The following is a 14,629-nucleotide window of genomic DNA, read 5'->3' on the forward strand; positions in this document are numbered from 1 at the left end:
TCCGGAGCGCGCTGCGCCTACCGGCCGCCGGTGACGTCGAGGAACGTGCCTGTGATGTACGACGCCTCTTCGCTGGCCAGCCACAGGATGGCGCGCGCGACTTCTTCAGGCTGACCGCCACGCCCCATCGGGATCGCGTCCTTGACGCGATCCACGCGCCCCGGCTCGCCGCCGCTGGCATGCATCTCGGTGTAGATATGCCCAGGGCGCACGCAGTTGACGCGGATGCCATCGCGCGCCACTTCCTTGGCGAAGCCGGTGGTGAAGGTTTCGAGCGCACCTTTTGACGCCGCGTAATCGATGTACTCGTTGGGGCTGCCAAGCCGCGCGGCACCCGATGAGATATTGATCACGGAGCCGCCGCGTCCCTGATAGCGATGCGACATGCGTTTGACCGCCTGCTGCGCGCAGAGAATCGGGCCGAGCGCGTTGACCGCGAAGATGCGCTGCATGCGTTCGAAGCCGAGATCTTCGAGCCGGGACTGCCTTGCGAGGATGGCGGCGTTGTTCACCAGCACGTCGATACGGCCGAACGTCTTATCGATCTTGCCGAACAGCTGCGCCACCTGTTCCGGATCCGCGCTGTCCGCACGCACCGCCAGCGCGCGGCGTCCGCTGGCTTCCACGTCCGCTACGACCGCGAGCGCATCGGATTCGCGCGAGACGTAGGTGATGGCCACGTCGTAGCCGTGCGCGGCCGCGAGGCGCGCAGTGGCTGCGCCGACACCACGGCTGCCGCCGGTGATCAGGATTAATGGGTTTTGTGACGAAGCTTGCGATCCGGTGTTCATGGGTACCTCTCCTTCCGATGATATTTGCTTATACGCCCAGACAAACCGCGCCCACCGTCACCACGCTACAAGCGATCCAGCGCATGGCGCTGACGCTTTCCTTGAGGGCCATACGTCCGATCAGCACGGCGAAGACGACGCTGGTCTCGCGCAGTGCCGAGACACCGCCCATCGAATCCGACTGCAGCGCCCAGATCACGATGCCATAGGCGGCGATCGACAGCATACCGCCGCCGATCGAAGCGCCGACCGACGACAGGTTGGTGCGCACCGGTTTCCAGATGTCAGTGACGCCGCGCGTGGCGATAAACCAGACCGGCATCAGCCAGTAGAACAGGAACATCCACGCGGTGTAAGAGATTGCCTGCCCGGCCGCATGGCGCACGCCGAGGCCATCGATCACGGTGTACAGCGCAATGGTGGCACCGGTGGCCAATGCCATCAGGATGCCGGCGCGCGAGGTGCGGCTGCGCTGCAATGCCAGCGCGATGATGCCGGCGGAAACCAGAAAGATGCCGAATGCATGCAGCAGGTCGATGCGTTCGCCCGCAAACAGCGCCGCGCCGAGTGCCACCAGCAGCGGTGAACTGCCGCGCGCGATCGGGTAGGCCTGGCCGAGATCGCCGCGCTGGTAGGACTGCACGAGCGCGAGGTTGTACGCGATATGCACGAGCCCCGAGGCGATGAGGTACGGCCATGCCGCGGCGTCGGGCAGGGGTACGACGAGCACGACGATCGTCGCAACCATGGCGATCGCCATGCTCATCCACGTCATCGACAGCGCGCGATCGCTGTTGCCGTGCAGCAGGGCGTTCCAGCTCGCGTGCAGCACTGCGGCCAGCAAAACAAGGCCTCCGGTATAGCCAAGCATGGGTGCGTCGATCAATGAGGTTGCGATGCGTGCAGAATATCTATCTTGAATCGGCCGCGCAAACCAGATAAATTGACCTTTTGACATAGAAAATCTAAAGCGATGAAGCCGATGCTGCCTCCTCTCAATGCCTTGCGCGCGTTCGAAGCGGCGGGGCGCCTTGGTAGCTTCAAGGAGGCAGCCACCGAACTGCACGTGACGCAGGGCGCCGTGAGCCAGCAGGTGCGCGCGCTCGAAGCATGGCTCGGCGCGCCGCTGTTCGAGCGGCAGCATCGGAGTGTGGTGCTTACCGCGGCAGCGCGCGCATACCTCGATGACATCGGCCCACTGTTCGCGCATCTGGGGCAATCGACGGCGCGCTACGGCCTGCCACGCGCCGCGCCGCGCGCGCTCTCGATCAATGCATCGGCCACGTTCGCGCTGCGCTGGCTCGTGCCGCGGCTTGCTGTGTTTCGGGCGTTGCATCCCGATGTCGAGATTACGATGGACACGTCGAACGAGCCGGTCGAGAGCCTGCGAGAAGGGTATGACCTGATCGTTCGTGGCGGGCCCGATACGTTCTATGGCTACGTCATGCGACCGTTCCTGACGGAGGAGCGCGTACCTGTATGCAGTCCCGCGTTGAAGCGGCGCGGTCGTCTGCGCGAGCCGGTGGACCTCGAGCGGCACACGCTGCTGCACACCACGAGCCTGCCGCGCCTGTGGCCGGACTGGCTCGCCAAGGCGAATTTGCCCGCGCTGCGGCCGGCGTCGTCGATGACGCTCGACCATTTCTACCTGACGATTCAGGCGGCCATCGATGGCGTAGGGGTGGCGGTGGGACCGACGGCGCTGGTCGCCAGCGATCTGGAATCTGGGCGCTTGATCTTGCCGTTTGCCGGGCCGCGTCTGCCATCGCGTAGCTACTGCACCTATGTGCCCGAGACCCGTGAGGGCGACCCGTTGATCTCGACGTTCCGTGCGTGGCTGGAGCAGGAGGGGGCTAACGCGCGAGCCTACGTACCGAGTCGGTCGAAGCGCGCCACAAGGAAGTCCACGAACAGCCGAATTCGTGACGAGAGTCGGTGACGGTGCGGATACACCGCGTAGATGTCCGCTTCGGGCGTCGCGTACTGGGGCAGCACCTGTACCAGCCTGCCGCTGCGCAGGTAACGCTCGATGTCCCACTCCGCGCGCATCACGATGCCGAGACCGCCGAGCGCCCACGTCACCGCGATCTCGCCATCATTGGTAGTCAGGTTGCCGCGCACGTGAATGGTCTCGGTGCGGGATTTCGCGCCCTTTACCGGCGTCAGGCGCCAGATGCCATAGGCATCGCTACCCTGACGGATGCCGATGCAGTTATGGCGCAGCAGATCGGCCGGTGTGAGCGGCTCACCGTGTTCGCGCAGGTATTTGGGAGCGGCGCAGAGCAGCCGGCGATTTGGCGCGAGCTTGCGCGCGATGATGCGCGCGTCCGGCGGCTCGCCAAAGCGCACACAGACATCGAAGGCATCTTCCGAGAGGGGTGGCGGATCGGCCGACAGCTGCAGTTGCACATCGACGTCGGGATACATCCGGCTGTACTCGGCGATTACCGGTGCCAGATGCATGCGGCCAAAGCCCAGCGTGGCGTTGACGCGCAGCAGGCCGCTTGGGCGTCCCGCCGCGTTCGACAGCAATTGCTGCAGATCGTCGATATCGGCGAGGATGCGCCGCGCGTGTTCGAGCAACACTTCGCCCTCGGGCGTCAGGCTCATGCGTCGGGTGGTGCGGACCACCAGCGGCATGCCGAGCCGCGCTTCCATCTGCGACAGCCGCTTGCTGACGGCCGCGGTGGACACGCCGAGATCGCGTGCCGCGGCACTCAGGCTGCCCGCTGCCACCAGCGCCGAGAAGAAGCCGAGCTCCATCGGCTGAATCGCATTGGCGCTGCCTGACGGCAGGATCATGGCGCGCCATCCCCTTGGTTACCAGCGCGCTCGCCTGCGCGTTTGCCGATCCACCCGAGTACGGTGGCGATGATCTCGGTCGGCTTGCAGGGTTTCTCGAGCACCGCATCGAACAGCTCGGGATGCTCGCGGCCGATATGCGCCTGCGCGGCGGTCAGCAGGATCAACGGGATATGGGCGTGAGTGGCATCGGCGCGTAACGCGCTGGCGAGTTCGAAGCCGGTCATGACCGGCATCATGAAGTCGGTCACCACTACGTCCGGAGATTCGGCCGCGATCACGCGCAGTCCCTCCATGCCGTCGGCCGCCGTGACCACGCGCACGCCCTCGGTGGAGAGCATGAACGCCAGTGCATCGGCATTCATGGTCTCGTCATCGATGACGACTACGGTTGGCATGGGATCAGGTCCGCGCGGAGAATTGCTGGCCGGACTCGAACGTCGCCTGCTGTGCGCCGTACGCATCGGCGGTGATCATCATGCGACTGCGCACATGCAGGCCACCCTGACCGATCTGCACTTCGTGCAGCCCGTTGTCGAACGCACTGTCGCGCATCTTGACGACGCTGATAAAGCGACGCAGTTCGCCGTTGATCGGGGCGTGCCGCAACGACACCAGGTTGTCCATCAGACTCGAGTAGTCGGGCAGCGGATGGGGGCCTAACGGGCCTGAATTGTCGCGGACCTCGAGCGTGCCGATGGTCGTCACGCCGAGTGCGCGCAATTCGTTGCCGAGCGCCGTGTAGAACTCGATCAGCCGGGCCGGATGCACCGCCGCGCGCTCGAAGCCCGAGTTGCCGTCGACGAACAGCCGGTGGATGCCGCGTTCGCGCACGGTGTCGAGCAGTTGGTGGCCGAGCGAGTCGAGCAGGTTCTCGGTCAGCGGATGCCATGCGATATGCACCGCGCCCGACTTCTCCAGCGCCTCCAGCGGAATGCCAAGCGCCTGCGCCTTGGCGCGCAGCCGCTTGGGCGACTCATAGAAGCCGAAGTACAGCGCGGGCGCCTCGGGCGTGGCCTGGCTCAGGAAGTTCAGGCCGAACGTGGTCTTGCCGCTGCCCGCCGGGCCCAGCAGCAGCGAGATCGACGCGGCGGTGAGACCGCCGCCGGCGATCGCCTCGAAGCCGTCGACACCACTGAGCGTCCGTGCATGCACGACCACTTCCTCGTCGGACGGCTTGCTATGCATCGCTTCGAGCCGCGGATAGACGTCGATGCCGTGATTGGAAATCCGGTACTGATGAAAGCCACCGAGTGCCGCGCTACCGCGTGATTTCGATACCCGAATCAGGCGGACGGTGCGGATGCCGACGAGCTCTTCCTTGAGTTGCAGCACGCCATCGACCATGGTGTGCTCGGGGCTGACGTCGTCCACGCGCGCACTGGTCAGGAACAGCACGGTGCAGCCTGTGAAGGCCGCATGGCTCTGGAGTTCGGCGACGAAGGTTTTGACATCGAGCGCGGACTCGGCGCGATCTTTCGCGATCAGCAGGCCATCGAGAATCAGCGTGGTGCATCGCTGGCGCGCGAGTTCGGCGCGCAATGCCTTGACCAGCGCCGGCAACCCTTCATCGCGCAGGACCGTGAACAGGCTGATATAGAAGATGTCTCGGCCGACCACCGCGCTGTCGTAGAAGTCGAACGTCGCGAGCGCCTGGAACAACCGGTCGTGAGACTCGGCCAGCAGTGTCGCGTAGAGGACTCGGCCGCCTTCCTGGACCTGACGAAACGCAAACTGGTTGGCAAGGATGGTCTTGCCCGCGCCGGGGCTGCCCTGCACGATATACGACGCCCCCTGCACCAGGCCGCCGCACAGGATGGTGTCCAGTCCCGAGACACCGCTTTGGACGCGGACGAGTTGGTGGGTCATAGGTCAGTAGGTTGCCGGCAGGTAAAGAGTGCGTTCGGCGAGAAGGGCCGATGGCTCCCGATGCGCGCCATTGTAGACCAGTGGGCGGTGACTGACGATTGACGGGGCATCGGGATGAGTTCCGCGATGCCCCGGAGGACAGCGCGAGCGCGCTAGGGCACGAAGCGTTCGACCGTCGCCACGTCGCCGCCGTTGAAGCCGCCGATCATCAACACGCTGCCATCGGCGAGCACTACCGCCTGTGCGGCGTTGCGGCCCGCAGTCATCGGGCTGCCGGCGGTCCAGGTGTTGGTATCGGGGTTGTAGATCTCGGTCGAGGTCGCGCGCACGCCGCCGCTGAGGGCGCCGCCCGCCACGAGCACGCGACCATCCAGCAGCGCGGTGATGGTGGGAATGATGCGCTGCGCGAGCATCGTGCTCGCCGTCCATGTCGATGTGAGCGGGTTGTAGCGCTGGGCCGTGCCTGCTCGGTCGGTCGATACGAGGATGGTGCCGTCGGACAGGCGTGTGGCAACGGTGAAGTTGCCGGTAATGGGGAAGGACTCCGTGGTCGTGCCACTGCCGTCGATGGCAACGCGCTCGACCGTGTTGACGTAGCTGCCGAGGTTGACGCCGCCGATCATCAGCACGTTGCCGTCGGGCAGCAGTGCCGCGGCATGCTGGGCGCGTGGCGTCGCGAGCGATGAAGTCATTCGGGTCCAGCTGTTGGTCACTGGATCGAACAGGTCCATGCTGCCGAAGAAGGTAAGCGTGCCACCGGGGGCGGTATAGCCCCCGGCAACCAGCACCTTCCCATTCGCCAGCAGCGTGGCGGTATGGTTTGAGCGCTCGTCAGTCATGGTGCCCGCTGCCGTCCATGTGCCGACGACGGGATCGTAGATTTCGGCGCTGGCGACGGCGATACCGTTGGCGAATTCACCGCCGGCGACGAGTACCTTGCCGTTGGGCAGCAATGTTGCCGTGTGCCCGCTGCGCGCCGCGAGCATGGCGCTGGCGGAGGTCCACAGGTTGGCGACTGGATCGTAGATCCATGCGGCGGCGGTATAGCCGCCGGCGCCTAAGCCCCCCGCGACGAGGACGCGACCATCGTTGAGGCGCGTCGCGGTGAAGTAGTGCACCGGCACTGGCATCGGCGCAGGTGTCACCGCGCTCCACGTGCCGCGCGAGGTCACGACGATCCGCACTTGTGCCTGCGCGCTGCCGGCCGTGTTGCTGCCGGTGATCGTGTAGGTGATGGACGTCTGGATCACAGCGGGCGTGCCGGTGATCGCCCCGGTGGTGGTATTGAGGCTCAGGCCTGTGGGAAGCGCGGGCGCTACCGTGAACGATGCGATCGCGCCGCCGGTTGCCACCGGCGTGTTGGGCGTGATTGGCTCGTTGGTGACATAGAGCGCGCTCGCCGTCGCGTAGGAGAGGCTCGCCGGCGCCACCAGGACCGCCTGCACGGTGATCTGCAGCGTCGCGGTGATGGACCCGGCCGCGTTGCTGCCAGTGACCGTGTAGGTGGCGGCAGGCGTGACGGTGGTGGGTGTCCCGCTGATGGCACCCGTCTGCGCGTCGAGCGCGAGGCCCGCCGGCAACGCCGGCGCGATGCTGTACGCGCTGATCGGGCCGCCGCTGCTGGTGGCGGTGTTGGCGGCAATCGCCTGACCGACGGTGTAGGTGACGGTGGCCTCGCGGTAGCTCAATGTGGCCGGGGCTGCCGCGGCGCCGCGCACTTCGATCTGCACGCGCGCGGTGGCGCTGCCGGCCGTGTTCTGCGCGGTCACGGTATAGACGGCCGATGGGCTGACCACCGTCGGCGTGCCGCTGATGACGCCAGTGGCGGCATCGAGCGCGAGGCCGGCTGGCAGCGACGGGCTGACTGTATAGCCGTCGATCGCGCCCCCACTGGCGCTCGGGCGGTTAGCCACGATCGCGGTGCCCACCTGATACGTGGCGGACGTCATGCCGTAGCTCAAGCCGGTGGGCGCCTGCAATGCATCATCGTCGTTGCAGCCGGCGAGCAGCGCGATGATCGAGCACGTCAGCAGCAGGAATAGACGCTGGAGGGTGGAGCGATGACCAGGCATGAGGTTGACCCGTGATTTATTGTGATGTGCGCCAGACTGCGCGTGCGCGATAGTAGCATCAACATCACGCCTCATAACGGTAATTCGCCGCAGAAGCGCACCGCAAACACCCGATTGGGTGGGTTTGTCCGGTCACGATACGGTATGACGCTGGCTTTCCATGTCCCTTATGGGAGACAATCAGCCGCAGGGTGGCTACCCGCCGAGACACAGACGCATCGATAACAAGAACATTCGCAAAGATGACGCTCTATCAGATCAAACCGAAGTTCCAGGCAAGGCTGCGGCCGCTCGTGCAGAAGCTGGCCGCGCGCGGGGTCACCGCCAATCAGGTCACCGTCGCCGCCATGGTGGGATCGATTCTGGTCGGCGGGCTGGTGGGCGCGTTGATCTGGCTGCCGGGCATCTTTCTGCTGATGCCGATCTGGCTATTTATCCGCATGGCGCTGAACGCGATCGACGGCATGCTGGCGCGCGAGCACAACCAGCAAAGCGTGCTCGGTGCCTACCTCAACGAGCTCGGCGACATCGTGTCCGACCTCGCGCTCGTGATTCCCTTCGTACTGCCGTTTGGGACTGGCGTACTGCCGTTCGCGGTGCTGGCCGTGATGGTCGAGTGCGCGGGGCTGATCGGCCCGATGGTCGGTGCCAGCCGCCGCTATGACGGCCCGCTCGGCAAGAGCGACCGCGCGCTGGTGCTTGGCGCGCTGGGCCTGTGGCTAGGCCTCGGTTTTGGCCCCGGTCATGCGGGTGGCTGGATCTGGGGCGTGCTGTGCCTGCTATCCATCGTCACCATCGTGCGGCGCGTGCAGCGTGGCGTGCAGGAAGCCACCGCCGCGCGTGGCGCGGGCATCAAACCTTCCACCAGTGAGTCGTCCAACGAGGAGTGAGTGTCCGTGGCCCCTACGCCCCGCATCCCGATTGAATCGCAGTTCCAGACGCACGATGGTCAGACGCTGTTCTATCGATACTGGCCAGCGGTCGACACCACCTCTTCGAAGCGCGCAGTGCTGCTGTTCCATCGCGGGCACGAGCACTCGGGGCGCGTCGCCCACCTCGTCGATGAATTCGATCTGCCCAACCACGCGTTCTTTGCCTGGGATGCGCGCGGGCATGGTCGCAACCCGGGCGAGCGAGGCTACAGCCCAAGCCTAGCGACCTCGGTGCGCGATATCCAGACCTTTGTCGATCATATCGGCGCGACCTATGGGATCGCGGTAGCGGACGTGGCTGTGGTGGCGCAGAGCGTGGGCGCGGTGCTTGCCGCCACGTGGGTGCATGACTATGCGCCGCCTCTGCGCGCGCTGGTGCTGGCCTCGCCGGCGTTCAAGGTCAAGCTCTACGTGCCGTTCGCGCGGCCGGGGCTGAAGCTGATGCACAAACTGCGCGGCAAGTTCTTCGTCAACAGCTACGTCAAGGCGAAATTCCTGACGCACGATCCTGAGCGCATCGCGAGCTATGACACCGATCCGCTGATCACACGCCCGATCGCGGTGAACATCCTGCTTGATCTCTACGAGGCCGCCGATCGTATCGTGGCCGATGCCGCAGCGATCACGGTGCCGACGCAATTGCTGATTTCGGGCGCGGACTGGGTGGTCCATCGCGGGCCGCAGGATGCTTTTTTCGAGCGGCTGGGCGCGCGCGTCAAGCAGAAGATCGTGCTCGATGGCTTCTATCACGACACGCTGGGCGAGCGCGATCGGGCACGGGCGGTGAGCGCTGCGCGGCAATTTATCGTGCACGAGTTCGAGACACCTTCGGCGCGCGTGTCGCTGCGCCACGCGGATCGCGAAGGCGCGTTCAAGGACGAATCCGATCGGCTCGCGCAACCGCTGGCACCACTGAGCCCGGCGGGGGTGTATTGGGCGATGACGCGCGCGGGGCTGCGCTTTGGCGGCACCTTGTCACAGGGCGTCAGACTCGGGCACGAGACCGGGTTCGACTCCGGCTCGACGCTCGATTACGTCTATCGCAACGAGGCGGCGGGACGGTTGGGCATCGGCAAGGTGATGGATCGCAACTACCTCGATGCGATCGGCTGGCGTGGCATTCGGCAGCGCAAGGTGCATGTTGAGGAGTTGATTGGCGAGGCCATTGCGCGCCTGCATGCGGCGGGCGCACCGGCGCGCATCGTCGATATCGCGGCCGGTCATGGCCGTTACGTGCTGGAGGCGCTGGCGTCGCAGCAGTCGCGGCTCGGTCATCTCGATGGCGCGGCGGTGGAGAGCATCCTGCTGCGCGACTACAGCGAGCTCAACGTCGAGCAGGGTCGCGCGTTGATCCGCGCCAAGGGGCTCGAGCAGATTGCGCGGTTCGTACGCGGCGATGCGTTCGAAGGTGACAGCCTGGCCGGGATCGACCCCGCGCCGACGCTGGCGATCGTGTCGGGGCTCTACGAGTTGTTCGGTGATAACGATATGGTGGCGGGTTCGCTCGATGGACTCGCACGTGCCGTGCGACCGGGTGGGTATCTGGTCTACACGGGCCAGCCGTGGCATCCACAGCTAGAGTTCATTGCGCGCGCGCTGACCAGTCATCGGGCAGGGTCGGCGTGGGTGATGCGCCGGCGCTCGCAGGCCGAGATGGATGAACTCGTGCGCGCGGCGGGCTTCGAGAAAATCGCGCAACGCATCGATCCGTGGGGCATTTTCACGGTCAGCCTGGCGCGGCGCGTAGGAAGTTCAACCCAGGCGGCATGATGGCAAGCGTCCAGCCTGTCGCCACCGCGGACGTGCCCACGCGTCGTCCATGGGGCCTCGCCATCGTGTTGCTGGCCGGGATGGGCGTGCTGTTCTTCGGCTCGTATGGCCTCGCTAACACGCTTGCCAGCATGCGCACCGACGTGCCGTATTTCCACTACGCGTGGGAGCGGCAGATACCGTTCGTACCGTGGACCATCTTGCCGTACTGGTCGATCGATCTGCTGTATGGCATCTCGTTTGCGCTGTGGCGCACGCGCGCGGGCTTGCTCACGCACGTCAAGCGGCTGCTGATGGCGCAGGTGATCTCGGTCGTGTGTTTTATCGCGTTTCCGCTGCGGTTCTCGTTCGAGCGGCCGCCGGCCGATGGCTGGGCCGGACACCTGTTCACGCTGCTCGGTGGTTTCGACAAGCCGTTCAATCAGGCGCCGTCGCTGCATATCAGTCTGCTGGTGGTGCTGTGGGTCGCGTACGCGATGCATGTGCCGGCGCGGTGGCGTTGGGTCTTGCATGGGTGGTTCGCGCTGATCGGCATCTCGGTGCTGACCACGTACCAACACCATCTGATCGATGTGCCGACGGGTTGGCTGGTGGGCTGGCTGTGCGTGTTCGCGTTTCCGCTGGCGCGGGCGGCGGCGCCCGCGCAGCCCGATCCGCGTGCGCGTGCGCTGGCCGGGCGCTACGGCGTTGGCGCGGGCGTGTTCCTGCTGCTGTCGCTCGCGGCATTGCGGTGGTCGGTGACGGCATGGCTGCTGCTGACGTGGGTCGCGCTCGCACTGCTGTGCGTCGCATGGGTCTATCGCAGCGGACGGCCGGAGGGGTTTGGCAAGCGCGATGACGGCGCGTTGCCGATGGCGGCGTGGTGGCTGCTGGCTCCCTATCTGGCCGGCGCATTCCTCAATTCACGCTGGTGGACGCGTGGTCAGTCGCCGGTCGATCATGTTGCCGACAACGTATGGATCGGGCGTCTGCCCAGTGCCCGCGAGATGCGGCAGGCCGATGCCGATGCGTTGCTCGACCTCACGGCCGAATTCCCGCGCCGCGTCGAATCGGACGAGTATTGCTGCGTGCCGGTGCTGGACCTGACGGTGCCGACGCAGCCTCAGTTGCAGCGTGCGGTGCGCCAGATCGATGCGTGGCATCGCGAAGGCCATACCGTGCTGGTGTGCTGCGCACTCGGCTATTCGCGCAGTGCGCTGGTGGTGGCATGCTGGCTGGCGCGGCATCGCAGACTAAGCCCCGCGCAGGCGTTGGTCGCGTTGCGCAAGGCGCGGCCCTCGGTGGTGCTCGGCCCGGACAGCGTGGCGGCATTGGAGGCTTTTGTGGAGCAGCGTCATGGCACCGATTGAAGACGTCGATCGCAACGTCGACCACAACGTCGACCGCAGCGTCGACCACCAGGCGCGCTGGCTCGCGCAGGCCGCAAGCGCATCGCTGCGCGCGGCGGCGCGAGTCAATGTCCTGGGGCTAGTGCTGGCGCTGGTCGATGTCCTGCTGGCCGGCATCATGCTGACTGCGGGTTCGCAATGGTTATGGCTTGGTGCGTTGTGCGGGCTCGCCGCACTGGGACAGCTGGTGCTGTTGATTCGCATCGAGATCGATCGGGGCCTGTTTCTGGCGCTGTCGCGTATGCATGGCAACGACGATCTGCGCGCGATGGATGACGCGATGATTGCGCTCGGATGGATCTCGCCGGCCGAGGCCACCAGTCGTCCGCCACGGCCAATGGCCGATCGCGCGCGCGGAGCCGGGCGCTTTCTCAAGCTTGCGGCCGCGCTGGCCGCATGGCAGTGGCTGGCCGCGATGCTGATCCTGTTTGCGCGGCTGACGTGACTTTCAACCTTATGGACATCCTCCCGGCATGAACTGGATTGCAAGACTCGTGGCGCGCGCGATTATCGGCTTTGCGCGGCTGCTGACCGGCATGCAGGCGCGCTGGAACGGCTGCATGCCGGCGGCCACGCAGCGCGTGTACTTTGCCAACCACAGCAGTCATGGCGACTTCGTGCTGATCTGGGGCAGTCTGCCACCCGACCTGCGGCCCGCGACGCGGCCCGTGGCGGGCGCCGACTACTGGCTCAAGTCGCCACTGCGACGCTTCATCGGGCGGGACGTGTTCCATGCGTTGCTGATCGATCGCACCGGAGGGCGCGATGGCGTGGCCGCCGACCCCGTCACGCAAATGCAGCAGGCACTGGCGGCGGGATCATCGCTGATCATCTTTCCCGAGGGCACGCGCAACACCACCGAGGAGCGGCTGCTGCCGTTCAAAAGCGGCATCTATCACCTGGCGCGCAGTTGCGATGCGCAGAAGGTTGATGCGGCGATCGAGTTCGTGCCGGTGTGGATCGATAACCTGAATCGCGTGATGCCAAAGGGCGAGATCGTGCCCGTGCCGCTGCTATGCACGGTGACATTCGGCACGCCGCTGACACTGGCGGCGGACGAGCCGAAGGACGCATTCCTCGCCCGTTGCCGTAACGGGCTGCTCTCGATTGCCCCCGAGCTGGATGACTGAACGCCATGCATGACACTCAACTGTTGTTCGCCGGCGCGTTCGGCGTGCTGATTTTTGCGTCGCTGGTGACGTCGCTGTTGCGCTGGCGCGTGGCGAAGGGGCAGCCCAACAGCGTGATCGACAACCTCGCATCGCGGGTCTCCGCATGGTGGTGGATGATCGGCATTCTCGGCGTGGTGTTCGCGATGGGACGCGTTGCCATCGTGATCCTGTTCTGGATGCTGTCGTTCTATGCATTGCGCGAGTTTTTAACGATCACCACCACGCGACGCGGCGATCATCGCGCGATCGTGGCGGCGTTCTTCTTCTTTCTGCCATGCCAGTACCTGCTGGTCTACAGCGGCTGGTATGGGCTGTTCTCGATCTTTATCCCGGTCTACGCGTTTCTGTTCCTGCCGATCCTCGCCGCGCTGTCGTCGGAGACCACGCGCTTTCTCGAACGCTGCGCGGGCGTGCAGTGGGCCGTGATGATCTGCGTGTTCTGCATCTCGCATGTGCCCGCGCTGCTGACGTTGCCGATTCCGGGCTTCGAGGAGCGCAACCTGCTGCTGATCGCCTTTCTCGTGATCGTGGTGCAGGGCAGCGATGTGTTGCAGTACGTGTGGGGCAAGCTGATCGGCAAACGCAAGATCGCGCCGAACCTGTCGCCGTCGAAGACCGTGGAAGGGTTTGTCGGCGGTGTGCTGAGCGCGACCGCGCTCGGGGCATCGCTGTGGTGGATCACGCCGTATGGCTCGCCGCTGAAAGCGGGTGCTGTCGCGCTGGTGATTGCGCTGATGGGCTTCTTCGGTGGGTTGGTGATGTCGGCGATCAAGCGCGATCGCGGTATCAAGGACTGGGGCCACATGATCCAGGGGCATGGCGGCATGCTCGATCGGCTGGACTCCGTCGTGTTCGCGGCGCCGGTTTTCTTCCATGTGACGCGGTACTGGTGGGTGCCCTGAAGCCCATTTGTTACCGCCGCGCACAAGTGTTTGTGGAGCGGGGCCGTTCATGAATCTCTTTGACTGACCTAGATTTACGCCATCGACCACGACGGTTCGATTGGCAGCGAGCAAGACGCCAAGGTCAATCCAAATTTGAAGAGGTTCATCATGAGCACAACGCAATCCACGCAAAAAGTCGTCATCATTACCGGCGCCTCGCAAGGCATCGGTGCAGAACTGGTGAAGGGATATCGTCAACGCGGTTATCGCGTGGTCGCCACCGCACGCAGCATCAAGCAGGGCGACGACGCCGATGTCGTGGCAGTGGCAGGCGATATCGCCGATCCGGACACCGCACGCCGCGCCGTGGCCGCCGCCGTAGAGAAGTTCGGCCGCGTGGACGCGCTGGTCAACAACGCCGGCATCTTTATCGCCAAGCCGTTCACGGGCTACACCGCGGAAGACTTTACGACGAAGGTTGGCGTGAACCTGGCTGGCTTCTTCTACATCACGCAACTGGCCATCGCCGAGATGGAAAAGCAGGGCAAGGGCCACGTGGTCAGCATCACCACCAGCCTGACCGATCACGCGATCGACGGTGTGCCTTCGGTGCTTGCATCGCTGACCAAGGGCGGCATCAACTCGGCGACCAAGTCGCTGGCCATCGAGTACGCGAAGCGCAATATCCGCGTGAACGCCGTGTCCCCCGGCATCATCAAGTCGCCGATGCACGCACCGGAAACCCACGCCGCGCTGGGTAGCCTGCACCCGGTTGGCCATATGGGCGAAATGAGCGACATCGTGGAAGCTGTGCTGTTCCTGGAGTCGGCTCCGTTCGTCACGGGCGAGATCCTGCACGTGGACGGCGGCCAAAGCGCCGGCCACTGAGTCGCAAGGTAGTTTTTTTGGGTGTTTCCTAGTTGGTGCTTCAAGCAGCGGCCATGAGTTT

The 14,629-nt window shown here is 65.2% G+C and carries 14 protein-coding genes; 8 read left to right on the forward strand and 6 right to left on the reverse strand.

The window, feature by feature from the left end; genetic code table 11:
• Nucleotides 1-17 precede the first annotated feature (17 nt).
• Nucleotides 18-791, reverse strand: a complete 774-nt coding sequence (locus LDO41_RS18920; RefSeq protein ID WP_223990988.1) for a glucose 1-dehydrogenase — start codon at nt 789-791, stop codon at nt 18-20.
• Between the two features lie 28 nt (nt 792-819).
• Nucleotides 820-1,662, reverse strand: a complete 843-nt coding sequence (locus LDO41_RS18925) for a DMT family transporter (RefSeq protein WP_223991412.1) — start codon at nt 1,660-1,662, stop codon at nt 820-822.
• A 102-nt stretch (nt 1,663-1,764) separates the two neighbouring features.
• Here LDO41_RS18925 and LDO41_RS18930 point away from each other — a divergent pair, with 102 nt between their 5' ends.
• Nucleotides 1,765-2,730, forward strand: coding sequence for a LysR substrate-binding domain-containing protein (locus LDO41_RS18930; protein WP_223990991.1), 966 nt, complete (start codon nt 1,765-1,767; stop codon nt 2,728-2,730).
• Here LDO41_RS18930 and LDO41_RS18935 read toward each other — a convergent pair.
• From LDO41_RS18935 to LDO41_RS18950, 4 genes are all read right to left on the reverse strand, one after another.
• Nucleotides 2,658-3,593 carry a LysR family transcriptional regulator gene (locus LDO41_RS18935; protein ID WP_223990993.1) on the reverse strand — a complete coding sequence of 312 codons (936 nt, stop codon included), beginning with the start codon at nt 3,591-3,593 and terminating at the stop codon, nt 2,658-2,660. The genes LDO41_RS18930 and LDO41_RS18935 overlap by 73 nt on opposite strands.
• Entirely contained in the window at nt 3,590-3,991 is a 402-nt protein-coding gene (locus LDO41_RS18940) for a response regulator (RefSeq protein ID WP_223990995.1), read from the reverse strand. The genes LDO41_RS18935 and LDO41_RS18940 overlap by 4 nt, the downstream gene beginning before the upstream one ends.
• 4 nt (nt 3,992-3,995) lie before the next feature.
• Nucleotides 3,996-5,462, reverse strand: coding sequence for an ATPase domain-containing protein (locus LDO41_RS18945; RefSeq protein ID WP_223990997.1), 1,467 nt, complete (start codon nt 5,460-5,462; stop codon nt 3,996-3,998).
• Nucleotides 5,463-5,614: 152 nt separating this feature from the next.
• Entirely contained in the window at nt 5,615-7,534 is a 1,920-nt protein-coding gene (locus LDO41_RS18950) for a kelch repeat-containing protein (RefSeq protein WP_223990999.1), read from the reverse strand.
• 242 nt (nt 7,535-7,776) lie between these two features.
• On the opposite strand from LDO41_RS18950, the gene LDO41_RS18955 reads away from it, so the two are divergent.
• The 7 genes from LDO41_RS18955 (at nt 7,777) to LDO41_RS18985 (ending at nt 14,568) form a co-directional block, all read left to right on the forward strand.
• Nucleotides 7,777-8,424, forward strand: a complete 648-nt coding sequence (locus LDO41_RS18955; RefSeq protein ID WP_223991001.1) for a CDP-alcohol phosphatidyltransferase family protein — start codon at nt 7,777-7,779, stop codon at nt 8,422-8,424.
• A gap of 6 nt (nt 8,425-8,430) precedes the next feature.
• Nucleotides 8,431-10,236 carry a bifunctional alpha/beta hydrolase/class I SAM-dependent methyltransferase gene (locus tag LDO41_RS18960; protein WP_223991003.1) on the forward strand — a complete coding sequence of 602 codons (1,806 nt, stop codon included), beginning with the start codon at nt 8,431-8,433 and terminating at the stop codon, nt 10,234-10,236.
• Complete coding sequence (locus tag LDO41_RS18965; protein ID WP_223991414.1) at nt 10,236-11,585, forward strand: phosphatase PAP2/dual specificity phosphatase family protein; 1,350 nt, start codon at nt 10,236-10,238, stop codon at nt 11,583-11,585. Before LDO41_RS18960 ends, LDO41_RS18965 begins: the two co-directional genes overlap by 1 nt.
• Entirely contained in the window at nt 11,572-12,069 is a 498-nt protein-coding gene (locus LDO41_RS18970; protein ID WP_223991005.1) for a hypothetical protein, read from the forward strand. Before LDO41_RS18965 ends, LDO41_RS18970 begins: the two co-directional genes overlap by 14 nt.
• A 28-nt stretch (nt 12,070-12,097) precedes the next feature.
• Nucleotides 12,098-12,754, forward strand: coding sequence for a lysophospholipid acyltransferase family protein (locus tag LDO41_RS18975; protein WP_223991007.1), 657 nt, complete (start codon nt 12,098-12,100; stop codon nt 12,752-12,754).
• A gap of 5 nt (nt 12,755-12,759) precedes the next feature.
• The gene (locus LDO41_RS18980; protein ID WP_223991008.1) at nt 12,760-13,698 is read left to right on the forward strand and encodes a phosphatidate cytidylyltransferase; all 939 of its coding nucleotides are present in this window, start codon (nt 12,760-12,762) and stop codon (nt 13,696-13,698) included.
• Between the two features lie 150 nt (nt 13,699-13,848).
• On the forward strand, nt 13,849-14,568 hold the full coding sequence (locus LDO41_RS18985; protein ID WP_223991010.1) for an SDR family NAD(P)-dependent oxidoreductase: 720 nt from the start codon (nt 13,849-13,851) through the stop codon (nt 14,566-14,568).
• Nucleotides 14,569-14,629 lie beyond the last annotated feature (61 nt).

This window comes from Cupriavidus pampae (assembly GCF_914271485.1).
GTDB lineage: Bacteria > Pseudomonadota > Gammaproteobacteria > Burkholderiales > Burkholderiaceae > Cupriavidus > Cupriavidus pampae.

Bases quoted from the DNA above. Each gene is read 5' to 3' on its own strand.
- LDO41_RS18975 (WP_223991007.1), top strand. From the start codon at position 12,098: ATGAACTGGATTGCAAGACTCGTGGCGCGCGCGATTATCGGCTTTGCG.
- LDO41_RS18925 (WP_223991412.1), bottom strand. From the start codon at position 1,662: ATGCTTGGCTATACCGGAGGCCTTGTTTTGCTGGCCGCAGTGCTGCAC.
- LDO41_RS18930 (WP_223990991.1), top strand. From the start codon at position 1,765: ATGAAGCCGATGCTGCCTCCTCTCAATGCCTTGCGCGCGTTCGAAGCG.
- LDO41_RS18985 (WP_223991010.1), top strand. From the start codon at position 13,849: ATGAGCACAACGCAATCCACGCAAAAAGTCGTCATCATTACCGGCGCC.
- LDO41_RS18970 (WP_223991005.1), top strand. From the start codon at position 11,572: ATGGCACCGATTGAAGACGTCGATCGCAACGTCGACCACAACGTCGAC.
- LDO41_RS18955 (WP_223991001.1), top strand. From the start codon at position 7,777: ATGACGCTCTATCAGATCAAACCGAAGTTCCAGGCAAGGCTGCGGCCG.
- LDO41_RS18920 (WP_223990988.1), bottom strand. From the start codon at position 791: ATGAACACCGGATCGCAAGCTTCGTCACAAAACCCATTAATCCTGATC.
- LDO41_RS18980 (WP_223991008.1), top strand. From the start codon at position 12,760: ATGCATGACACTCAACTGTTGTTCGCCGGCGCGTTCGGCGTGCTGATT.
- LDO41_RS18965 (WP_223991414.1), top strand. From the start codon at position 10,236: ATGGCAAGCGTCCAGCCTGTCGCCACCGCGGACGTGCCCACGCGTCGT.
- LDO41_RS18935 (WP_223990993.1), bottom strand. From the start codon at position 3,593: ATGATCCTGCCGTCAGGCAGCGCCAATGCGATTCAGCCGATGGAGCTC.
- LDO41_RS18950 (WP_223990999.1), bottom strand. From the start codon at position 7,534: ATGCCTGGTCATCGCTCCACCCTCCAGCGTCTATTCCTGCTGCTGACG.
- LDO41_RS18945 (WP_223990997.1), bottom strand. From the start codon at position 5,462: ATGACCCACCAACTCGTCCGCGTCCAAAGCGGTGTCTCGGGACTGGAC.
- LDO41_RS18940 (WP_223990995.1), bottom strand. From the start codon at position 3,991: ATGCCAACCGTAGTCGTCATCGATGACGAGACCATGAATGCCGATGCA.